Here is a 23,195-nt window from a genome sequence, read left to right on the forward strand (position 1 = left end):
ATGTTTAGTATCGAGGAGGCTCGCCTTCATTCCATTCGCCATAGGCTTGCTCACTCGTAGGTACTTGATGTCTTTTTACTCTCCCGCCGCCTTTTTTTTCAAATAAAAAATGCCTTCTATAAGAAAAGGCATCTTCCAAGCATCCACGCTATTTTTCAATATAGATCGAACGAATCAGGGTACGTATTCGTTCAGTACCATCCGCCCCTTTTTCCTTAACATCGATCGTTACATTATATACACCGGATTTAGGCACCTCCGGAAGTGTTCCAGAAAAATTTTCATTGCCCTTTATATGCATGGAGGTTGTTGGACTGATTTCCTTACCGAATTCATCGATTAGATGAACCTTAAAGGTTGTGAGTACTTGCTCCTTTTTACCATTGAGCGGTTTCTTTATGAAAAATTCGGCATCCTTTTGTTTAACTTTTCCAGGCATGCTCAATGTAATCGGATCACGTTCGTTAAATTGTGCCGTTAATAAGTATGCGTCCAAAAGGGACTTCGTTTTCATCCGCACCCGCCAGGTACCCATTTCCAGCTTGCTTTTTTTAAATGTTTGGATGGCTGCTCCCTTAAAAAAGGAAGTCTCATTTTTTGCGGTATGTGCTATGGGTGAAAGGGAGTGCCTTTCATTAGACGGAGATACGACTTCGATTTCGACATCTTTTGAGGCCGTGTATATGGTAATAACACCTGGTACCGCTTCATCTACATGGAAACTATGTTCATTCCAAGCATTTTGTTGCAGATCGCCTCCGAAAACGGTTTGAGAGAATGCAGAAGTGATGGGCTCATCCTCTCCTTGCAGGTTATGTTGGATATCCATATCAGGAACGAATGCAATCGAAGTCCTTCTTAAATACGGTTCAATTCTTGAAAATACGGAAGCCCCCATGCGAATGTTATCGTGATCCAGGTTTGAATCGGTAAATAAATGTTTCGCGTAAGGGATTTTGCTGCTCCAGACATTCACAAGCCCATCGTTTTCTCCATAGGAGGACAAGTACTCTCCTCCAAGTGATAAAGCAGTCAACGCTGGTCCTCTATTCATTCCAGCAACGGTGAAATACATGTTTTTCCGGGAGTTTATATGGTTATCTGTTACAGAACGAAATTCCGCCATTTTCCCAACCTGTAAAGAATATGTTCCATCATCTTTTTGCCCCAGCAGTGAGCCTAGCCAGCCTGCATACCAGCTATATGCCAAATCAGCGAGGTTCGATCCATGGTGAGGGGATGCTAAGGTGATGACCCTGCCGACATATTGGTGTGCTCCATAGTGCACAAGGGCCGCTTGGGTGTCCGGGCCCCCTTTGCTATGTGCTATGATATTTACTTTTTCACCATCGAAATGTTTGCTTATATCCTTTAGCATGGACGCTAACAGCCTGCCATTGTCGTATTGACTAGCGGAACCGTTTCCGGCTGAATCATGAAGCTGTACGAAAACGGTTTGATAGCCCGCTTCATATGCTTTGGTATACATATCATTGACCCCGTGATAATCCGTTTCACCATACCAGCTGGTAGAACTGCCATTCTTTCCTTGAACAAATACAATCGGCGGTTTATTTTTGTCATGGTTGGGAGGAGTGCCCCCCAAAAACCAATCGCCAGGGGTGAATGTTTCAGAGGGTGGTTTTAATTTTCCAGCAGAGGTCATGTCCGGCTTTGCCATAATCAAGAATGTTACGATGAGGATAAGAAAAACGACATAATTGATGACATTGCTTTTCAATTGAGTTCTCCTCCTATTTCCTTTGCTTTTTTTAAAAATACACTACAGACAATACCCCCTTTACCAATTTGCCCTTTCATTAAATAGTATTTGTACGTTCGCCACGCATTACCTGCCATCTCCATAAAAGATGGGAAAAAGATACTAGGTCGAAACCATTGTCGTAGTGATAAAGCACGATGCTTATCTCTCGAATTTCAAGGATCTTCCACAATCGTAATAACCTATACTTGGTGCTTCGAGTAACAGGTCCATTAATGTAACCGAAACAGGGCATTTTTTATGGATAGGAGTCGCTCAAAAACGAGGAAAAACCCTTCTCCTAAAAAGTGGAGAGGGCTTGACCATCATTAAGCATGCTAACTGCCAATTCCTTCGAATGTGCCACTGTCCATGTACCTCTAGTCTTGGTATTTTCAATAAGCCAGTCACCATGAAATAAGCCGTCAGTAAAGGTTTTTCACAATAAATGGCTTTCATCGATGGGATACTACTTAAAGTCTTTTATCTTTCCATTGATGTGCTTTCATCTGAGGATGGTTGATGAGAATTCTGTTAAAGCAAGCTGAAATACTTGGATACCTTCTTCTACGCTACAAATCCCCCTTCACCTCTTCAATATTTCACACTAATGACAGGTAATTTGGTTTAAGTGATAAGCTCGTCCATTGTATAATTTGAACACTCCATCATGTTGGATAATATCTGAAACGACTTCCCCGCCAACTTCGTTTCCAATTGCAACGGTACTAACAACAAATCCATCAATGACTTCAATGGATTCAATTTCTCTTTCCAGTTGTTTCACCTGCCTCCGTTCCTCCGTACGAAACGCCGTAACTATGGATTTTTGTACTCCATCGATACGTTAGGGGTGCTCATGATTAGATTGCCCATTGCCGGCTTGCCCTTTCTTTCGTCAAAAAGCACAGTTCTCCCTTGTCTCTTCAACTACATTTGAAGTGTACATCCGGGTCAAAAAAAATGATGTCATCGATTGAAAAACCTACACATTCAGCGAACATATACGCTTTATCGACCCTTAAAGGAATCTTATATTGTTCATAGTCAATGTATGTCCTCTTGGCCATCCTTAGCACTTTCGCCATTTCATCTTGGGTTAAACCTTTATACTTCCTAGCTTGCTTTAGTGTGAATTTAACCTGTGTCATATCTTGCCACCTCCTTTATAAAAAATGATATCACACTTGAAGTATAGTTACCATCAATTTTTTGTAAAATTCGCGCACTATGAGTTTACTCACTTTCACCCATGGTGTATATTCAAATGAGAGGTGAAGAAAAATGCACATTGGGGAACGGATAAAATTACTTAGAAAAGAAAGAAAAATGACTCAAGAAGATTTGGCAAGGATATTAAAGGTCGCCCCGACGGCAGTTTCCGCCTGGGAGTCGGGCCGCAATAAACCTTTGATGGATAAGTTGAGCATGATGTCCACTTGCTTTGACATACCGCTTTCTCACCTCGTTGACGGAACACCGATCGTTAAAAAGGATTCTTCCATTGAATTTTTGAACGAAAAGAATGTTAGATTAATTGGTGTATATGGAAATATCCCTGCTGGAGAGCCTAATTTCACGAACGAATATATAGAAGCCTATATGCCTACATTGAATTCGATGCTAAAAAACAACAAAGACTATTTTTTTCTCCGAGTAAAAGGAAACAGCATGAACAAAGAATTCAGCGACGGCTCCTTGATTCTTGTTGAAAAAACAAGCTACCTTGAGGACGGGAATATAGGTGTAGTCTTGGTAAATGGTCATGAAGCTACAGTCAAGCATGTGAGAATTGCAGCAGAAACAATTACGCTCATTCCTTGCAGTACTGATCCTTTTTATGAGGAAAAAACCTATCATTTCAAAAACGATCAAGTCAATATTCTAGGAAAAGTGGTTCAGGCCATCAAATTATACGATTAATCATTTCGTTCATTTCCATCCAATTGACTAAGTACAAACCTTATACGGGTTTGTACTTTTTTATTTCCGGTACATATATAGATGTCTTCGTAAAAATAGGCCTACCTTACATCAGTTTCAGCATTGTAAAAATAATAATAGGACGGAAGAGCGCCGGAAAACTTTGTAGCCACCTATTCTCTGACAAGCAAATTAACCGGAGACAGGTGAAAATCCTTAAGGGAGCATGTCCTCCCCTACCCTATGCTTCAAAAAGAGAGTGGGTTCGAAACCGTCAGAGGCATTTATCAAGAACATTGAAAGCCATTCTTCATTATGGAGGATGGCTTTCAATGCTCTCCTCTTCTCCCCTCGCAATCCAACCCCTTTCAAAACTTCGGGGTTGTCCGGATCCTGCCTTCGTATTACTCCAGCTTGGATTGGCATTGGTGCGGGCGGCGCGAGACTGAATTCCGGCCCCACTGCTATACAGCTTCTTGGTTTCTGCAGCCCAAAGCAACGTTAACTGGGCAAAACAAAAACCGCAGGCAAACTCCCTTACCATCCGAGTTTGTCCGCAGTTTGAGCCTCCTGCTTAAGAGGCATGCTCTATTTGAGGTTAACATTCCTCTTATCCTGTAATCATAACGGCAATTTCATTTCACTCTTACTTTCTGGTTTACGACAATGGTGTACTGGCTGTCAAGGTCGTTCCACTCTTTGATTTTTTGGACGGTACTGCCATAAGCCAGGCTTAAAGAGTAAACGGTGTCGCCGCTAACAACCGTATGATATACCGCTGTATCTTTTTTCTTAAGCTTGAAGCATTTCACAAGGCCGTTTACATGCCCGCGAGCAAGGGATTCGATAAATGATGCCGTTTTTAACTTGGCTGCATCATTGACATTATCGACAAAACCACTTTCGGTTAGAAGTGCTGGCATGTCCGTTTCACGAAGTACATGTAAATCCCCTGTTTTTTGTCCCCTATCCGGAATGTCGATCAGCTTCATGACCTCTGTATGAATGGTATCTTGATACGTTTTCGTCTCGCTGCTCGTTGACGTATAGATATAATCCTCATATCCAGTGCCGCCGCCAGCATTGATATGGATGGCAAGGTAGAAGTCGGCTCCCCAAGCGTTCGCTTGATTGGTCCGATCGCTTAAAGAGGGAAATGTATCCGATGTCCTGCTCATCTTTACAAAAACGTTCGTATATTCAATCAACAAGATGTCCTTGATTCGCGTCGCGATGGATAAGGTTAAGTCTTTTTCCTTCAAGCCATTTCCTACAGATCCTGGATCGCTACCGCCGTGTCCGGGGTCAATAAATATTTTTACCATTTCAATCACCTCTATTAATCTTATGTACCGGCTTGATAAATGCTTGTACACGTATACTAACAGCTAAAAAAAATCTCTAGTTCAAGAAATGTTTGATATTTCGACACGGCCCCTCTGCTCATGCAGCTGATGCCTTCTCCCCGCCGGATTTATTTAAAATTGTACCTTCCCACATATTTTAGCCGCTTTACATTATGCATTTGAAACAACCTGAAAAAAGCTTCCTTCTATTATTTTACTTTGGTAAAATCTTAACAAGAACTTCCATTAATAATGGTCGTGCGATCAAATCCGTTTCACCATACATATCCTTATAATGGAGCTGAGACATGGAAAAGAATGATAACAAGGCATTGGATAATGACTACCGGGACCTTATCCCGAGAAATGGATTCTTATTCAAATTCATAAAAAAAGATAACGACTTCATACACACTTTCGTTGAAGGCGATTTCATTACAAAATCAATCATGCCAACCGCGATGGTCATCGGGAAAAAATTATCTGACTTTTTGCCAATGAAACAAGCTCTTATAAAACAACGGTTTTATGAAATAGCATGGGATGGAGAAACGGTGAATTATGAAGGCAAAGTCGGTGATATTCATTACGTTGCGTCACTGAATCCTTTGATGGTGAATGGTAAAGTAACCGAGGTCATCGGAACGGCAATCGATATCACAGATAAGAAAAGAAACGAAAACAAGCTTCTGGAGCTGGAAAAATTGGCTGTAGTGGGCGAATTGGCTGCTGGTATAGCTCATGAAATCCGTAACCCGCTAACTTCAATCATTGGGTTTACCCAAATCATAAGCGAACGTGTTGATGACGCGAGCATACATGATTATCTTGGAATTATGATGAGGGAATTGGATAGGATCAACAGCATTGTAAATGAATTTATGTTTATCGCAAAGCCGGATGAAACCATGAAAGCCAGCAAGTACAATATCAACTCGCTTATTGCAGATGTCAATAAATTCATGGAACCACAGTCAAATTTGAAAGGAATCAGGATCAATTTTGACTCTCAATCAGAGCAAATTACGGCTGTTTGCGACCAAAATCTAATGAAGCAGGTATTGATTAATCTTATCCAAAATTCGATTGAAGCTACTGAGGAAAACGGAGAAGAGATCAAAATTTCCTTGGGACAGGCATCCGATGACAAATTTTTCATCCATATCACGGATAAAGGTAACGGGATGACGAGCGACAGACTCAAAAGATTGTTCGAACCTTTTTATACCACAAAAGAAAAGGGCACTGGATTGGGACTGATGATTTGCAGAAGGATTATCGAATTACATCAAGGCACGATTGAATTTAAAAGCGATGTAGGCACCGGGACCGAAGTTACCATTATATTGCCCGTAAAAATAGCAAGTACATAAAAGAATACGCTACCATGCTATTGTCAGTCGGGTTACCTTGCAATCTATCGTCCATTCGAAAAGGAGTGTCGCAGTGATGGACTTCAGAGCATCTGAAACGATTAGGTTTGAACAATTGGTGCAGAAGTTGGATCAAGCAAACAAGCTTATTCGTTCATGGGATTTAAAAGGGGGAATATCGGCGCAAGTTACAAGGTTGGAAGTATTACAACCTACAGGAAAAATCGTACAAATGATCGTCCGTCAGCATGGCGTGAATGACTTGAAACGCAACCCCCATATTGCGGCGGATGAGTACAGGCTTTTGGAGATATTGACAAACGAAGGGTTGCCCGTTCCAACACCTTATTATTTTGAGCAAGCCGGGGGAGCTTTTACTAGGCCATGTTTACTTATTGAATATGTGGAGGGCGGGCCGGAGTTTGCCCCGTCCAACCTGGCGGATTATATTTTCCAGCTCGCAGCCAATCTAGTTCACATTCATCGTCTCGAATGTGAACATCTTGAGCTTTCTTTTCTTCCTAAACAGACAGAATTGCATGAACAGATGCTCCACGAAAAAAGGGCAAATATGGACGAAACCTTAAATAACAGCTTGATCCTCCATGTATTAAAATCAGCCATTCCATTTCCCTCATTGAATAGAGATGTAATCCTTCATGGTGATTATTGGCCAGGAAATATATTATTCTTTGAAGATACCCTCGCTTCGGTAATCGACTGGGAAGACGCAGCCTTAGGTGATCCTTTGGCTGACCTTGCCAATAGCCAGCTTGAAATATTATTTCATTTTGGAGCGGCAGCAATGGATAACTTCACCGACGTCTATGTATCCATGATGCCACACTTGAATTTGGCCACTTTACCATTCTGGCAATTATATGCGGCATTACGGTTATCTTCGTTTCCTGAATGGGGCTTGGAAAAAAACAAAGAAAAGATCATGCGGAAGCGATTCACGTCATTTGTTCAGCAAGCGATGAAAATGGTTGGCCATTGCTAAAAACCTATAAACGAAATCGAATATTCAGCAACGTTACAGACATTTTTTAGAAAAAGGCGTTTATACTAGTCCCTTTGCCATTTCATTTCATAAACTAATAATGACCAAAAAAATGACGGGAGGTGTTGAAATGTATAATAAACCATGGGGGCACCCACATGGCGGCCAGCGCCCACCGCAATATTGCCCGCCGCAGACCATGCCTGTACAGTACGATCCGTCTCAATCTTCCCCCACCAGACATTATGTTAAAACAAATATCATTAATACTGTCATTCCAGTTTTTCACCCCGCACATACCACTACCGTAAATAAACATGTCATCACATATAAACATTTTTTTCCGCACAGGTGTAACGGCATGAATGGATATCCCCCCCAAGGCTTGGTTGGTGCTCCTCCAGGCAATTTTACGAGGAACCAGTTCAGATATTAACAAACAAAACCCCGATCCGGGGTTTTTTATTATGGATTATCGCCCTGACCCCATGTAAAGCTGGAAAAAGCGTTCAAGTTTTTTTTTCGCTCTAGGTATACGAAAGATGCAATTCCAGAGCATCAACATATGATACATAAGGTGTAACTATCATATGGGATATCAGTAGCCCATTCCCTTAACACATTGGAAGGTGATGATCATAACGTACCCTATTTTTATTGTGACTGGCATCAGTGGTTCCGGTAAATCGGCAACCTCATTGGAACTACAGAAAATCATGGTTGATTTAAATGTAAATGTTTTTGATATGGATCTTATTGTAAATGATGAAAATTATCAGCAAGCTTGTGATAATTGGTTGAAAATTGCCTATTATAGTGCATATTCCGGGCGGAATACCGTTTTGTTTGGCCATGTACCTGACCCATATAACGTAGAAATCTGTGATCACTTCCCTTTTTTTGGTCCTGTGCATTATCTCCATCTTTTTTGTAATGACAAAGCGCGCACAGAACGGCTAGCGGCACGGGGGAAATGGACGGAAAATAGCATCGAATATATGAATGTACTATCTGAAAAATTGGTTCAGGAAGCTCAGACATCCTCTCCTCCCATCCCAGTAATAGATACCTCCAGCACTTCGCCACCCCAAGTGGCCAAGCTGATTAAAAAATGGATACTGAAAAACATGCCTAAATAAAGAATATATAGAAATCGGAATGTGACAATTACGGTTTATTAGCTACTTGTTTTACGAAGTTGTCCATCATGTTTTTTTCTCTTTTCTAAGAAAAGGTATTGATTTTTATTGCTTAGCATTCCGGGCTGGGTAGTAAAGGACAAGTCCTACATTATTCGAACCCCTCCGCCTATTAAATGATATAATGGGAGCATCAGTATAAGAATGCATGAATGGACGATAAGTCTTCCATCAAATATAGGGCTTTTGTCATTCTCCATGAAATCATGGTATATGCTGCATAGGAATGTCTCATGTCATGAACCACTTTACTGTGCGCATGGCAATCTTTGAGACATAGGAGGAAAATTAATTGAACATGATGGAAATTACCCCACATGAAAAAGAACGTATAAATGCCCTACAGCGGTATCAAATACTTGATACACCGCCGGATGGCGCTTTCGATAGGGTTACGGCCCTTGCATCACAGCTCCTGAATGTACCTATCGCCATTACCAGCCTTGTCGACGAGGATCGGATATGGTTCAAGTCCCATCATGGCTTGGATGTGGAGGAAATCGAAAGGGAGCCAGGTCTCTGTGCTTCAGCCATACTTCACAATGTTCCTTATATACTTAAAGATGCCAGTTTAGATCCACGATCGCTAGCAAACCCTTTGGTGGCAGGAGAAAACGGGTTCCGTTTTTATGCCGGCATCCCTTTGAATACGCATGACAACCATAATCTTGGCGTTCTTTGTGTCATTGATTATAAGCCGCGTGTCATCACGGAACAAGAACTGGAAATTCTCCGGTCCCTTGCCCAGATCGTCATGGATGAAATGGAGCTGCGTTTGGCATCACTCCAAATTGATAAACTCAGTAAGGATAAATCCGATTTACTGGCTGTCCTCAGTCAAGAAATTAAAGATCCCATGATCGGTATTTTGGGAATGACGGAGTTGCTTCATTCTACTGAAATGACGGACGAACAAAAAGAATATACGGAAATCATCGAAACGAGCGGCAAGGCGCTGCTTACGATGGTAAGTCATATATTGAATTATTCTAAAATGGATACGGGTAAAATGGAAATGAACATCCAGCCTTTTGATATCTACTTCTGTGTAGAACAAGTATTCAAATCATTCAAAGCTGAAGCCGATAAAAAAGGAATGAGATTACTTAGTGATATCGATCCGGAGATTCCGATGGTATTATTGGGCGATGATCATAAAATCCGTCAGATCCTTGTAAATTTAATAGAAAACGCCATTAAGTATACGGATGATGGCAACATTAACATTTCCGTCACCTTAATGCCCGGAGAAAACAATCCTGATTTCATCCATTTATCTTTCCATGTAAAGGATTCAGGAAACGGTATTCCAAATGATCAAGTAGCGAGCCTTTTTAAGCCTTTCAATCAAGTGTATCCAAAAGGCACGGCAACATTCAAAACAGGGACGGGCCTTGGCCTTTCCATCTGTAAACGATTGACGGAAATGATGGATGGAAGCATTTGGCTTGAAGAGACTAGTGAACAAGGGTCGACATTCTCCTTCGAAATAAAGCTGCCGGCATTAACCTAGTAACTGCTCGTTGATTATTTATACGATGGATACCGTGGCGAAAATAGGCGGTATCCATCTTTTACTTTATTAAAATGCAAGCGTGCACCTATGTACACATCAAGCTGATGGTGATCTTACAGGTGAAATGAGATGAAGCTGTGAAGTACCATTGACAGGCTCGATTAGGACAGGCTTCATGGCTCCGCCAAAGCTTAGTTTGACCTCTTTTTCCTTTATCACCTTCAAGGCATCCAATAAGAAATATCCATCAAGTGAAACATTTACTTCTCCTTCACCTTTTATGCCCTTGATAGTTTGGATTTCTTTTATTTTCCCTCGTTCTGTTGAATTGGAAGAAATTTGTAATCCATTGCCCTCCAAGAGATCTAAGTGTACATTGTTATTTCGGCAATCCCTAGCAAAGAGACAGGCTCTATCAACTCCTTTTACTAGTTTATTAGTGTCCATGATGATGGTCGTTTTCGAATCTCTTGGCAGCATTTCCAATACATTAGGATAGCTGCCATCTATCAACCTGGTAAAAAGTGAAATATGGCTTGATTTGAATCCCACGTAACTTTTTGAAACAAAAATATGTACGACACCCGCTTCATCATTCATTAATTTGGTCAGCTCATTCAGGCTCTTACTTGGGACGATGAACGAACCAGTTATTTTGGTCTCTAACGCTAGCTCGCTTGACGCCAAGCGATGCGAATTCGTCGCCACGCAACAAAGCAAATTTTCCTTGAATGTCATATTGACTCCTGCCAGTGCAGGCCTGGACTCGCTTTTGGATACGGCAAAAACCGTCTGCTTAATGATTTCCTGCAATCCTTCACTGTGTACCTCAATGAATGCGGAATCATCAATGAACGGAAGATCAGGATATTCTGTCGAATTGAAACCATTAAGATCAGTAACGATTTCAGCCGATTTAATCGTTACTGAATGGTTTGCGTTGAGCTTAATATGGATGTCATCGGATAATTTTTGGATGATATCACGTAAATATTTTGCTGGTAAGACGACACTTCCCTTATCATACACCTCCAATACTCTTTCACCGCCAAGCGTAACTGGAATGGTTTTTTCGATGATAATGTCTGAATTGCTGCCTAGGAGGATTAATCCATCCACATTTGCGACTATCTTTATCCCTGTTAAAATGGATGGTGTCGTTTTTGTGGAAATTGCATGCCCGACAGCTGAAAGAGCTTGATGAAGGCAGTTTTTGTTAACCATAAATTCCATAAGAAAAACCACTCCTTGATATTCGTTTATAAACTCTATTCGACAAATTTCCTAAGAACCCCTTTTTGACCTTTTTTACAAACAAAGTTTGCAGCACGAGTTAGGCTTTCATCACATCGGAGTTGACAACACCACTCAGACAGTTTTGATTCATTTGGTGTTTCCTTCTCTTATGCACTCTATTATGTGATATATTGAGCACTAGCTTGCTTCTTCAAGCAGAGCTGCAGCAAAAACATGGAAGATTCATTCAGTTCTTGGAAATGATAGATTGCCCATGAACAGCATCGAAAAGGAATAGGGAAGCAAGATAGCATGTGAACCGCTGTGACATGCTGAATGATGATAGAATGTTACATTTTGTTGCGAGACTTTTTATATGGCTCCCTTAGATGATAAGATGCTTGAGAAAGTAATTTAAAAATTCATGAACAGCAATATAGGAGGAGATCATTTTGTATCCATATGCATTCTTGGCAATAGCGATTGTAAGTGAAGTGTTTGGCAGCTCCATGTTAAAAGGATCGAACGGATTTAAACGTTTTTTCCCTTCCTTGGGTGTCATAATCGGAATGGGTTTAGCCTTTTATTGCCTATCCATATCCCTCATGACCATTCCACTTGGAACGGCGTATGCGATATGGTCCGGCATTGGAACCGCCTTAACAGCTTTAGTGGGGGTAATCGTTTATAAAGAAAGCTTCAATCTGAAAAAATTCATAGGTTTACTTTTGATCATTGGCGGAGTCGTCATTTTGAAGCTTGCTGCTGGTGATTCTCAATAACGTTTTTAATTATATTGGAGGTAATGGAATGAAAGGGTACATGGCACTGGGGATATCCATCATAACCGAAGTATTTGGGACGACCATGCTTAAGATATCTGATGGATTCACTAATTTTTTCCCGACATTAGGGGTTATCCTGGGCTTCGGAACGGCGTTTTATTGCCTATCCTTATGTCTTAAAACGATTCCGTTAAGCTTGGCTTATGCCATTTGGTCTGGAATCGGCACCGCTTTAACTGCATTGATAGGCGTTATTCTCTGGGATGAGCCCTTTAGTACACTTACGTTAGGCGGGTTAATCTTAATCATTGGCGGAGTTGCTTTATTGAACGCTTCCCATTCTTCGAAGCAAACAAAGAAATCATCTCTAACTGAATGAAACAGCTAGATGAAAGGTACAAAATGACCAACTCAAGGCGGAATTTGACAGGTAAAAAGGGGGTTCGGAAATGTTAAATTCCGAACCCCCTTTTGTCTTGAACTATTGGGCATATACGGCTGAAGTCTTTACCAAGTCCGCCGTGCAAAGTCGGTGAACTTGAATTTATCCGGCCTATGCCTGGATTCACTATACTGAAACAAACTTCCATCCATTAAATGGACAGTACTTCTCACGACGGCGACCATATCATAGTCTTCAATATCCAATAGCTGTTTATCTTCGTCACTGCATGGCTCCACGGTGATTTCCTTATTCGAAAATCCAATCTGAAGCCCCAGTTCTCCCTCGATATATCGATAAATCGAATCCTCACTGATTTCCTTTGTCAGCTTAGGGACAAGCTCACTATTGAAATAATCTTTATCAAGGATGATTTTTTTGCCATTGATTTGCCGAATCCGAAAAACCTTCCATATTTCCTGATCTTTCGTTAGGTCAAGATGCTTCATCATGTTTGAGTCCGGGGACTCAAGCTCCAGCGTATGAATGATCGTTTTGGAATGCAGATTCAGCTTCTCCGCCATTTCCTTAAAGGAAATCAATCCTGCCACAGGAAAATTGAATTTGTTGATATCGAGCACGAAAGATCCCTTGCCCTTGATTTTGTGAATATACCCATTTTGTTCGAGTAAATTCAAAGCCTTCCTCACAGTATCCCTTGAAATACCATACTCTTCCATGAAGCTGCTTTCGGAAGGAAGCTTTTCATTGGCGGAAAAAGTTTTTTCTTCAATCTTTGTAACGATATCACCATATAGTGATAGGTATTTGCTGTTCATTTCATCACCACAATATTATTTGTTAACCGGCTGTCCCTTTACCAACAAATAGACCACCGATTCATAGGGCCGCAGCACACATTGATCAGCAAGCTCTTTTGAATCGGCATAGTTGGAAATTAGAAGCTCTGACTTGAAGCCGGACAGGTTTGCATCCTTTGGCATCTCGAAAAACGCTTCTTTTGCATAAAAATTATTGATGACAAGGAGCTTCTTATCTTCATGACTGCGGATATAAGCGAATAATTCGGGATGGTCACCAAGGATTTCCTGGTATTCCCCATATGCAATGATATCATGTTTCTTCCGTAAACATATTAGTTTTTGGTAATGATAGAAAATCGAATCTTGATCGCTCAGTGAATGCTCAACGTTGATTGCCTTTGCATGATCTGGGACTTCAATCCAAGGCGTCCCCGTCGTGAAGCCGGCATGCTCCGCATGTTCCCACTGCATCGGTGTCCGGGAATTGTCACGGGACTTAGCTTGGAGAATTTCCATTATTTCTTCTTCATCTTTTCCTTCTTCTTTTAAAATATTGAAATAATTAATCGATTCGACATCGCGATATTGTTCAATTTTGGTGAACTTCGGATTCGTCATTCCTATTTCCTCGCCTTGATATATGTAAGGCGTTCCCCTGAGCATATGGATCGCTGTTGCCAGCATCTTGGCCGATTGCTTTTGATACTCTTCATCATTGCCAAACCTGGACACTATTCGCGGCTGGTCATGGTTGCACCAGAAGAGTGCATTCCATCCGTTACCTTTTTGCATGCCGTATTGCCAGCTGCTGAGGATTTCCTTTAACATCCTGAAGTCAAAATCGGCAATGGACCACTTTTCCCCATCCATGTAATCCACCTTGAGATGATGGAAGTTGAATACCATGGACAGCTCCTTTTCATCAGGCGCGGAATATTGGATGCAATGATCGATCGTCGTCGATGACATTTCTCCTACCGTCACCACTTTTTCTTCTTTCCCAAACGTTTCTTCATTCAATTCTTTAAGGTATTGATGGATTTTGTGGCCATCCGTATAAAAGCAGCGGCCGTCCCCTTCCAAATCATTTTCGAATAAGCCGGGCTTGGAAATGAGATTGATGACATCCAGGCGGAACCCTTTCACACCCTTTTCCATCCAAAAGTTAACGACATCATAGATTTCTTGCCTTACTCTAGGGTTTTCCCAGTTAAGGTCAGCTTGTGTACGGTCGAACAAGTGAAGGTAATATTCATCAAATTCTTCTACATATTCCCATGCTGGGCCGCCAAATTTTGAAATCCAATTCGTAGGCGGTTCGCTGTCGGGCGATTTTTTGAAAATATAATAATCCTTATACTCCTTATCGCCTGCCAATGCCTTTTGGAACCATTCATGCTCTGTGGATGTATGGTTGAATACCATATCCAGCATGATTTCCATATTCCTTGATTGGGCAGCCTTCACCAATCTCTCGAAATCAGCCATTGTCCCGAACGCTGGATCGATGGATGTATAATCCGCTACATCATAGCCGTTATCATTTTGCGGTGAACGGTAAAATGGCGTCAGCCAAATATAATCAACTCCAAGTAACTCGAGGTAATCCATTTTTTCAATCACCCCATTGATATCCCCGATGCCGTCCCCGTTGGAATCCTTGAATGATTTCGGATAAATTTGATACACGGTGCTTTTTTTAAAATCCTTCATTGTAAAATCCTCCTCTGCTATTTCAAACGACCTTTTGCCAGTATGATAAAAAAAAGAGGGAGACTCCTCCCCCTTTGCATGGTTACGCATTTAATTTCGTTGGTTTCGTTCTCGTTTTCAAGTTCATTTGAGGCCGTTTGGAAAAGACGATGGTCAAAATGAACGGCACGATGAAGGCAACCAGCATCGCCACTGCAAACATTCCCATATGTTTTGGCTGGATGGAAAGGATACCCGGTATCCCGCCTACGCCGATGGAGTTGGCCATCACACCAGATCCGACGGATACGATGCCAGCAAACATTGAACCAATCATACCTGCCAGGAACGGGAAGCCGTATTTCAAGTTAATCCCGAACATGGCCGGCTCGGTTACCCCGAGATAGCATGAAATTGTGGCTGGGATCGACACTTGTCTTTCCTCCTCGTCCTTTCTATTGATGTAAATCATCGCAAGTACAGCCGTTCCTTGAGCAATGTTCGATAAAGCGATCATCGGCCAAAGGTTCGTTCCGTGCAATTCACTCATAAGCTGCAAATCGATTGCGTTTGTCATGTGATGCAAACCGGTGATGACAAGCGGTGCATACGCAAAGCCGAAAACGGCAGCGAATAGCCAGCCAAACGATGAAGTCAGACCAGAGTATACAACTGATGAAATGACTGTGCCGATTTTCCAGCCGATAGGCCCTAAAACGGTATGGGCAATGATCACGGTTGGAAGCAAAGCAAAAAATGGAACGACGATCATGGAAATGGAATTATGCACTCGATCTCTCAGGAACCGCTCTAAATAAGCTAAAACGAAGCCTGCCAGTATCGCCGGAATGACCTGGGCTTGATAGCCGATCATATCGACTTGGGCGAAGCCAAAATCCCAAAACGGGATGTCACTTGCTTTTGTCTCTGCCACTGCATATGCATTAAGAAGCTGCGGAGAAACGAGCGTCAAACCAAGGACAATTCCGAGAATTTGCGTGGTGCCCATTTTCTTCGAAATGGACCACGTGATCCCAACTGGAAGAAAATGAAATATAGCTTCACCAATCAGCCAAAGGAAAGCATGGACCCCTGACCAAAATTGGGAAATCTCCACAAGCGTCTTCGTGCCATCATCGAACATTTTAATATCCCCGATGATATTGCGGAAACCAAGAATGAGGCCCCCGACGACTATGGCTGGAATCAGCGGTGTGAAAATATCCGCAAGATGGGCAACCAAGCGCTGCAGCCAGCTCATATTCTGTTTAGCTGCCGCTTTCACGTCTTCTTTAGATGCTTCCTGCAAGCCGGCTATCGAAACGAATTCATTATAAAAGGATGATACTTCATTGCCGATGATGACCTGGAACTGCCCGGCTTGTGTAAAGGTTCCTTTTACTAGTTTGATTGATTCAATATTCGTTACATCCGCCTTTGCTGTATCTTTCAGTACGAATCGCATTCTTGTCGCACAATGCGTAACCGTGGCGATATTCTCTTTCCCTCCGACATATTGGAGCAAATCCCCTGCTGGTTCTGTGTATTTACCCATTTGAGTACTTCCCTTCCTTAGAAAGTAAAATATATTAGTCCCCCAAACCTGTACGTACAAGATTTGGTTACGCTTTCATCTTATCCTGTACGTACAGGTGTGTCAACCACTTTTTTTTCAACCATCCTATATCCTTTGAAAAATAAAAAGCCTTTCCCCGAATTCCGCCGGGAAAAGGTTTGAAAATCATACGGTTTTCTTTCGCATTAGGGGCCATACAGCAGTTTTGCTCATGACAATGTAAGCGTGAGATTCGTTTCTGCAACTTCCACTCCATTCACAAGAAGCGAGATCTTGTGGAGGCCCCCATAATGACGGCGTGTGGTTAAATCCTTCCAATTGTGAATTTTCACTCTATCAACGCGCTCTCCAGCTGCAAAATTCCTATCTGCCAGCAGGAACAGTTTTCGGGACGTTTTTTGCTTGGCTTTCACAAAATCGATGGCGTACTCAATCCGAAGCTTCACTGTACTGATGGCTTCCACCTGAAAGCCAAAATGAAGTTCACTCGTCTCCCCGATCTTAATGGAAGCCGGCTCATTTTCAATAAAAGCCGCAGCTACCATCGTCGGGTCACTCCATACATCCGCATAACCAAACATAGCCAGCACCTCGGGATTCGCTTGTTTGACAAGTGATCTGCAGCCTCGCCGGATGATCCAATTCGTAAGGTCGTCCCCGCTCTCATGCCAGCGCTTGGCAATTTGAATGACGGCAGCCGGATGGTCCTTGGCAATATCATTTAAGTTATTGGCCACACTTTTACGAACATAGAGCGAGGGATCGTTTTTCAGGCTTTCCAGCAGTTCCAGAACCGGCTGCGGATCTGCCTTGAACATCGGTAAAGATTGTCCCCAAGGCAGCCTCGGCCGGCATCCTTCACTGGCTAGCCTGCGGACATGCTCATTCTCATTCTGTGCCCATTCCTTCATCTTCGCAATCATTAACACGGGCTCAAGCAGGATGAATGCACGCACGGCAAATTCAGAAGAAGACCTAACAGTAAAACGCTCCAAGGCTTCAAGCGACAGGGCCCAATTCTCCTTACTTAACCCATGCACCTCAACAAAATCCGGGAAAAATAAATATCTGAAGCCTTCACAATCCTTTTCCAATTGATATAAGATATTCAGGGCCTCCTGATAATCACTCGGAAGATGCCTTCCCAGTGTAAGCGAAATATGCCTGATTCGCTCTTTCAACTTCATCTCATCCCATTCCTCATTCATCACATCTTCTCGAAAAGATTGAGCAGAAAAGGGGGGATGGACGTTTCTCACTTTTTCACTGAATTCACGGATGAAAGCAGCACTATATAAATCCTTCAATGGTTCAGCCATTTATTTCACTTCTTTTCCTCATGTTTTCTTACCTCATCCATCCACCATAGCATTTTTCTCCATTGAGTAACAACCCTGCTGCCTTCGCAAGACTTGATCCTGTTCTGGAATATTCGGGTCGTCTTCGCCGCTATCTCGGTATTGCATGGAATAACTTTGTCCGTATTCGCCATTTTTCCGACCCCACTTGAATTAATTCGGCCTTCTTCTCCTTTTTTCCGACCAAACTGAAATTAATTCGGCCTACTTCCGGATTTTCCTTATAGAAAGCTTTGGAGAACATAAAAAAGGCGGGACATAAAGCTCCCACCTCTTTTGCAGCTATGAAGTTAGTTATTTGATTTTTATTTTATTTTTCCCATGGAAAATTGAAATATTATCACCATTTATTCCGGCATATGCACCTTTACTTGCCAATTGTTTGCTTTCAGGATGAGCAATCAGCCATTTATTTTTCATGAATAATAGTTTATCCTCTTCCGTTCTTTTTTTTATCTCCTGATTTAATGGCTCATTTGTGCCGGCCGGCAAAATAACGATTGTCTTGAACCCTTCTTCGTTTACTTTACACGGGGCAAAGTGCAAGGTTGTACTATATAACTCTATCGCCGTTCCTTTCGGGATAAAAAACGCCTCTACATTTGTAGAGTCATAACTATTGTCGTGAATATCCTGTACTTTTCCCAATAGAAGAACCATATCTGTCACCGCAATGTTGATTTCACTGCCTTTATGATATTCTAAACCATTCAGCGTTGAGCTCGGACCATTACAATATCCAATTTGAATCGGCATCTCTCCATAAAAGGCAGTTTGAATCCGTTCTTTCACGCTCGTATTTTCCATATCGGAAACTGAAGGAATATAGACATTATGAACTTGAGGAATCTCCATTTCTTTCATATATGTTTGCAGCTCTTGAAAATCATACCCAATGATTATTTTACCGTATGGTGCAAACCTGCTATCTTCAACATGGAAAATGGAAATATGTTTATTTAAACCTCTAATCACTTCATACTTTGACAAGGTCACCCCGCTCCTTTCTTCCATTTTAAAAGGCCCTCAAATTAACATCCATGAGGAACCTTTCAACGTTATTTATTATCATTTCAATACTGGTGCTTCCGTAATTGTGTTGTCCCAGGCATTGCGGAATTTATCCAATCCATAATCAGTAAATGCGTGATGGAAGCTTTCCTTGTAAACATCGAAGCCACAGGTCACGATATGGGCCCCTGCTTTAGCGGCATCAACGATTTGTTTGCCATTCCGCAAAGCGGCCACGATAATTTCAGTTTCGAAATGATACGTTTTATAGATATTTGCGATATCTTGAATGTATTGAGTCGTGTCATCCCCGCTATTTTCCTTCCATCCAACGAAAGGCGATACGAAACTAGCCTTGATTCTTCCAGCTTGCAAGGCTTGGGAAGGAGAAAAAACAAGCGTGACATTCGTAGGGATGCCTTCTTTTTCAAATTCCCTCGCCGCAATCAAACCTGGTTCTGTACACGGAATTTTAATGACGAAATTGGAAGACAATTGTGCAATCTTCGTTCCTGTTTCAACCATTTCTTTTGCATCGTCTAAATGAGGATTAATTTCCACTGAAATAGGAAAGTTCTCAACGCCCTTAAATTCGCTTCCTAATTCATCTAACACGGTAAGGAATGGTTTACCGCTTGACATGATGTGGCGAGGATTCGTCGTTACCCCATCGATGGCCCAATTTTCATAAGCATAACGCACTTCCTTCATAATGGCACTGTCCAAAAAATATTTCATACTTTATTCCTCCTCATGTGTTTTAAACGTATCTACGTTTTACAAAATGTCACTACCTTTGATTCTATAATAAAAAAAAGTTTGCTATCTTTCAAGCTTTTTCTTTACAAATTCTAGTAAATTTTTTTATGCCAAGTGCCCGTTCGTGTTTTAATGTAAAATAAGCTACACTATACCAACATTACGGGCCCTTCAACTTAAATCATCACAGTTTAATCCGGCAGTCAAGTACTTGATTACTTTTTACATAGGTATACCTGATTTACGCTCATTAAGATCTTTTACGATATTATTGTATTTATCATCAGATAGTTTATAAAAGAATGCCATAACAATAATGGTTGCCATGGCCAATGTACTTGGATATATGAACATAAGCCCTCTAATCCCTTCTACCACATTGGCATTTTGCACGGCATTGGGCACATACCCGACTAGCCCTAAAACAATACCTGGGATAAAACCTGCGAGAGCCTGAGATAATTTGCGACAGAAAGTGAAGAATGAATAAACCACACCTTCCGATCTATTGCCTGTTTTCCATTCCCCGTATTCAACCGCATCAGAAACGAATGCCCAGTTCAAACTATTGACAAATGCACTTCCAAAGAAGGCAAAACAAGCTAAAATGATAAATATTACGGCATTATCAGCAAAAATATAAGCTAATAAATCGCCAACTGCCCAAATTGCGCAACCAAGTATATACGTGTATTTCTTTCCGATTTTTTTAACCATGAACGGAACTAGTGCTACACCTATAAACACACAGCCAATGCTGAAAAAGCCCATGTAAGGAACGATTGAAACATTTTTCAATACATATTGGCAATAGTATACTTGTACTGCGAGCTTTACATTGAAAGCTGAAAAAGTAAACAAGTTCACTAAACAAAGGATCAAAAGAGGGGTATTTTTTAACAACCCTTTATAACTCTCACTCAGTTTCACCTGAGCTTCTTTTGGCTTCTCGTACACATATCTTTCTTTAACATTCTTATAACAATATAGTTGCAATAGTACACCTAAAAAAGCAAATACCGATACCGCCACTATGTATCCAGTGGATTCACTATTGAAAAGTAAAACGATAGGCATGAACCCAACCGTAGTAATCAATAGGCCCATGTTTGATCCTGCTTGCCTAAACGCAGCCAACTCCGCTCTTTCTACAGGATCTTTGGTCATGGCAGGAACCATTGAACCGTAAGGAATATTCGAAATACTATAAATGGTACCAAATGCCATATAGGTTGCATAAGCCCAAATCATTTTTCCAGTGAGTGAAAAATCAGGATTGGTAAAACTAACGATTGTAATGAGGGCTAACGGTACTGCCGTGTAAAGGATAAACGGCCTGAACTTTCCTTTTGGACCAATTTTTTTTCGATTATCCACCCAAGTGCCTACAGTAATGTCGGCAAAGGCGTCCCATATTTTTGTAATTAAGAAGATTAACCCTGCTGTTGCTGATGGCAGTCCAAGTGCATCCGTATAAAACTTAAGCAAATAGATTTGACCTAGATCAAATAAAAAATTATTTCCTACATCCCCCATTCCGTATGCTATTTTTTCCTTAAGCTTTAATTTCTTAGAAGTATCAACTGGACGTTCCATGTTTTGAATGACTGATTGTTCCATACGTTCTCTCCTTTTAAATACCATTTTTAAAATTAAAGAAATGTCAATTGTCTAATCGTCACGAACCCTTCATAAGAAATGCGCACTCAAATTTCACGTTCTTGTCAGCTGAAAATCTTCCATGGCATGTGCTCCTTCCATCGTTTTAGAGAAACTCTTTTCTAACATTACTATCTTTTTGAAAAAGTTATTATGTTTTATTATATTATGAAAACGCATACAAAATAGCAAGCCTTTTCCATATATTTTTTTCATTTGTTTGAAAAATTCAATCTTCTTGGCCTGACTGCTTGCCTATCCTCTATCAATATTTCATATCAGAGTTCCTAAAACCTCTTTCGCGGCACTGGAACGTTTTTTTCAGAATTTTTCTTTTTTTTATAATCATCCCTTGTAATTCTGTAAACGTATTCTTATAATGAACAAAGATACTGATTTTTATTTAAAGGTAACTATGTTTACCTGGGTTACCGCTAGCTCCATATTTATGGATTACCAGTGAAATCCGAAGGAACATGAAAAAAGGGATGGAAACTATTGATGATTAACAAAATTACATGGAGGTTTTTGATATGAGTACAAAAAGAAAAGAATTAAACAGTAATTTTTTCTCGAGTTTTTTAAATGTTGATTACTTATCCGAAGAAGATAAATACATTTTTAAAAAGGAAAAACAAAAATATAAATTTAACGTGATTGGTGCCGGGATGATAGGTCATGAGCATATAAAAGTTACCATGCTGGAGGGAAGAGCAACCATTCATGGCATTTATGATCTAGATAAGAAAAGTATTGAAAATACGAAAAGGATGTTCTCGGAAAACTTCCCTGGACATGATCTAGTGGAGTATCGGACTCTTGAGGAAGCTTGTCATGATCCACAAGTAGATGGACTAATTATTTGTACGCCGAATTATACCCATCTTGAGATTGTGAGAGAAGCGGTCAAATCCGGAAAGCATATTTTACTAGAAAAACCAATGGCTACAAACTTAATTGATGCATTGGAAATTAAAGAACTTGCCGATGGTTATAAAGGGATCTTTCAAATCGGCCTACAATATCGTTACAAAGCGATTTACAACGAATCCATTCACGAAGCGATCGAGCGAAAATCAATTGGTGATATTAAAACAATCAGCATTGTAGAACATCGAGTTCCCTTCCTGGATAAAGTAAACCAATGGAATAAATTCTCTAAATATTCAGGCGGTACGCTCGTTGAAAAATGTTGTCATTATTTTGACCTTTTAAACTTATTGGCTCAATCCAAGCCCTCTTTCGTTTATGCAACCGGAGGAAGCGCTGTCAATTTTAACGATTTTGAATATAAAGAACAAAAATCTGATGTAATCGATCATGCAAATGTCAATATCGTCTATGAAAACGGTGTGAACACGAATTTTAATTTGTGCATGTTTTCTCCTATGTTTTATGAAGAAATTACGATATGTGGAGATGGAGGAAGACTTAGAGCCTATGAAAACGATGATTTTTTACCGGTGAATCGGCCAAATACACATCTGGAAGTTTTAAGTGGTGAAAGTAAACCTACAAGAATCTCCACTCCATGTTATCCATCTGTTATCCAAAGCAGTGGACATAATGGCGGAACATATTATGAGCACAAATACTTCATTGATAATATGGAAGGCGTTTCAACCACGACTGCCACTGTTGAAGAAGGCTTTTGGTCCATTGTCGTCGGAATTGCAGCAGAAGAGTCCATTAAAACAGGAAAAGTAGTATACATTGATGAATTGTTAAAGAGAGTTCATAATGAGAAAGCGACTGTCTCTAATTAATTGAATTGGTGCATCCCCCATTTAT

Annotated in this window: 22 protein-coding genes; 9 read left to right on the top strand and 13 right to left on the bottom strand. The window is 40.9% G+C overall.

All coding sequences use genetic code 11. The features are described 5' to 3' along the window. Positions 1 to 148: 148 nt before the first annotated feature. From AS888_RS08540 to AS888_RS08550, 3 genes are all read right to left on the bottom strand, one after another. Positions 149 to 1,681 carry an esterase/lipase family protein gene (locus AS888_RS08540; RefSeq protein ID WP_061141848.1) on the bottom strand — a complete coding sequence of 511 codons (1,533 nt, stop codon included), beginning with the start codon at positions 1,679 to 1,681 and terminating at the stop codon, positions 149 to 151. Between the two features lie 688 nt (positions 1,682 to 2,369). Continuing rightward, a complete protein-coding gene (locus AS888_RS08545) occupies positions 2,370 to 2,549 on the bottom strand; it encodes a hypothetical protein (protein ID WP_061141709.1) in 180 nt (59 codons plus the stop codon). A gap of 139 nt (positions 2,550 to 2,688) precedes the next feature. Then, positions 2,689 to 2,913, bottom strand: a complete 225-nt coding sequence (locus AS888_RS08550; protein ID WP_057913529.1) for a helix-turn-helix transcriptional regulator — start codon at positions 2,911 to 2,913, stop codon at positions 2,689 to 2,691. Positions 2,914 to 3,046: 133 nt separating this feature from the next. Between AS888_RS08550 and AS888_RS08555 the strand changes: the two genes are divergently transcribed. Further along, a complete protein-coding gene (locus tag AS888_RS08555) occupies positions 3,047 to 3,685 on the top strand; it encodes a LexA family protein (protein WP_061141710.1) in 639 nt (212 codons plus the stop codon). A 635-nt stretch (positions 3,686 to 4,320) separates the two neighbouring features. On the opposite strand, the gene AS888_RS08565 is transcribed toward AS888_RS08555, so the two are convergent. Beyond that, the gene (locus AS888_RS08565) at positions 4,321 to 5,010 is read right to left on the bottom strand and encodes an N-acetylmuramoyl-L-alanine amidase (RefSeq protein ID WP_061141712.1); all 690 of its coding nucleotides are present in this window, start codon (positions 5,008 to 5,010) and stop codon (positions 4,321 to 4,323) included. A 329-nt stretch (positions 5,011 to 5,339) separates the two neighbouring features. Here AS888_RS08565 and AS888_RS08570 point away from each other — a divergent pair, with 329 nt between their 5' ends. The 5 genes from AS888_RS08570 to AS888_RS08585 all read left to right on the top strand — a co-directional run bounded on the left by AS888_RS08570 (position 5,340) and on the right by AS888_RS08585 (position 10,119). Beyond that, the gene (locus AS888_RS08570) at positions 5,340 to 6,404 is read left to right on the top strand and encodes an ATP-binding protein (RefSeq protein WP_061141713.1); all 1,065 of its coding nucleotides are present in this window, start codon (positions 5,340 to 5,342) and stop codon (positions 6,402 to 6,404) included. A gap of 76 nt (positions 6,405 to 6,480) precedes the next feature. Next, positions 6,481 to 7,407, top strand: coding sequence for a phosphotransferase family protein (locus AS888_RS08575; protein ID WP_061141714.1), 927 nt, complete (start codon positions 6,481 to 6,483; stop codon positions 7,405 to 7,407). A 199-nt stretch (positions 7,408 to 7,606) separates the two neighbouring features. Further along, positions 7,607 to 7,843: a CotD family spore coat protein gene (locus AS888_RS27130; RefSeq protein WP_397251309.1), complete on the top strand. Its 237-nt coding sequence runs from the start codon at positions 7,607 to 7,609 to the stop codon at positions 7,841 to 7,843. Positions 7,844 to 8,039: 196 nt separating this feature from the next. Further along, positions 8,040 to 8,546 (top strand): AAA family ATPase, encoded by a 507-nt coding sequence (locus tag AS888_RS08580; RefSeq protein WP_061141715.1) that lies wholly within the window; start codon positions 8,040 to 8,042, stop codon positions 8,544 to 8,546. A 358-nt stretch (positions 8,547 to 8,904) separates the two neighbouring features. After that, complete coding sequence (locus AS888_RS08585; protein ID WP_260320169.1) at positions 8,905 to 10,119, top strand: GAF domain-containing sensor histidine kinase; 1,215 nt, start codon at positions 8,905 to 8,907, stop codon at positions 10,117 to 10,119. Positions 10,120 to 10,218: 99 nt separating this feature from the next. Here AS888_RS08585 and dnaN read toward each other — a convergent pair whose 3' ends face one another. After that, positions 10,219 to 11,355: a DNA polymerase III subunit beta gene (dnaN, locus tag AS888_RS08590; protein WP_061141717.1), complete on the bottom strand. Its 1,137-nt coding sequence runs from the start codon at positions 11,353 to 11,355 to the stop codon at positions 10,219 to 10,221. Between the two features lie 455 nt (positions 11,356 to 11,810). On the opposite strand from dnaN, the gene AS888_RS08595 reads away from it, so the two are divergent. Beyond that, positions 11,811 to 12,140: a DMT family transporter gene (locus AS888_RS08595; protein ID WP_061141718.1), complete on the top strand. Its 330-nt coding sequence runs from the start codon at positions 11,811 to 11,813 to the stop codon at positions 12,138 to 12,140. A 28-nt stretch (positions 12,141 to 12,168) separates the two neighbouring features. Beyond that, on the top strand, positions 12,169 to 12,522 hold the full coding sequence (locus AS888_RS08600; RefSeq protein ID WP_061141719.1) for a DMT family transporter: 354 nt from the start codon (positions 12,169 to 12,171) through the stop codon (positions 12,520 to 12,522). Positions 12,523 to 12,650: 128 nt separating this feature from the next. Here AS888_RS08600 and treR read toward each other — a convergent pair whose 3' ends face one another. The 8 genes from treR to AS888_RS26375 form a co-directional block, all read right to left on the bottom strand. Then, positions 12,651 to 13,364, bottom strand: a complete 714-nt coding sequence (treR, locus tag AS888_RS08605; RefSeq protein WP_061141720.1) for a trehalose operon repressor — start codon at positions 13,362 to 13,364, stop codon at positions 12,651 to 12,653. A gap of 15 nt (positions 13,365 to 13,379) precedes the next feature. Further along, the gene (treC, locus tag AS888_RS08610; RefSeq protein ID WP_061141721.1) at positions 13,380 to 15,062 is read right to left on the bottom strand and encodes an alpha,alpha-phosphotrehalase; all 1,683 of its coding nucleotides are present in this window, start codon (positions 15,060 to 15,062) and stop codon (positions 13,380 to 13,382) included. An 82-nt stretch (positions 15,063 to 15,144) separates the two neighbouring features. After that, positions 15,145 to 16,596, bottom strand: a complete 1,452-nt coding sequence (treP, locus tag AS888_RS08615) for a PTS system trehalose-specific EIIBC component (protein WP_061141722.1) — start codon at positions 16,594 to 16,596, stop codon at positions 15,145 to 15,147. Positions 16,597 to 16,826: 230 nt separating this feature from the next. Then, the gene (locus AS888_RS08620) at positions 16,827 to 17,936 is read right to left on the bottom strand and encodes a DNA alkylation repair protein (protein WP_061141723.1); all 1,110 of its coding nucleotides are present in this window, start codon (positions 17,934 to 17,936) and stop codon (positions 16,827 to 16,829) included. 333 nt (positions 17,937 to 18,269) lie between these two features. Then, positions 18,270 to 18,965: a DUF4867 family protein gene (locus AS888_RS08625; protein WP_061141849.1), complete on the bottom strand. Its 696-nt coding sequence runs from the start codon at positions 18,963 to 18,965 to the stop codon at positions 18,270 to 18,272. 78 nt (positions 18,966 to 19,043) lie between these two features. Further along, complete coding sequence (locus tag AS888_RS08630; RefSeq protein WP_061141724.1) at positions 19,044 to 19,724, bottom strand: transaldolase family protein; 681 nt, start codon at positions 19,722 to 19,724, stop codon at positions 19,044 to 19,046. Between the two features lie 243 nt (positions 19,725 to 19,967). Continuing rightward, positions 19,968 to 21,365 (bottom strand): MFS transporter, encoded by a 1,398-nt coding sequence (locus AS888_RS08635; RefSeq protein ID WP_061141725.1) that lies wholly within the window; start codon positions 21,363 to 21,365, stop codon positions 19,968 to 19,970. A 93-nt stretch (positions 21,366 to 21,458) separates the two neighbouring features. After that, positions 21,459 to 21,620: a hypothetical protein gene (locus AS888_RS26375; protein WP_155645423.1), complete on the bottom strand. Its 162-nt coding sequence runs from the start codon at positions 21,618 to 21,620 to the stop codon at positions 21,459 to 21,461. A gap of 317 nt (positions 21,621 to 21,937) precedes the next feature. Here AS888_RS26375 and AS888_RS08640 point away from each other — a divergent pair, with 317 nt between their 5' ends. Then, positions 21,938 to 23,170 carry a Gfo/Idh/MocA family protein gene (locus tag AS888_RS08640; protein ID WP_061141726.1) on the top strand — a complete coding sequence of 411 codons (1,233 nt, stop codon included), beginning with the start codon at positions 21,938 to 21,940 and terminating at the stop codon, positions 23,168 to 23,170. The last annotated feature ends 25 nt before the right edge of the window (positions 23,171 to 23,195 follow it).

This window comes from Peribacillus simplex, assembly GCF_001542915.1.
GTDB classification, from domain to species: Bacteria; Bacillota; Bacilli; order Bacillales; family DSM-1321; genus Peribacillus; species Peribacillus simplex_B.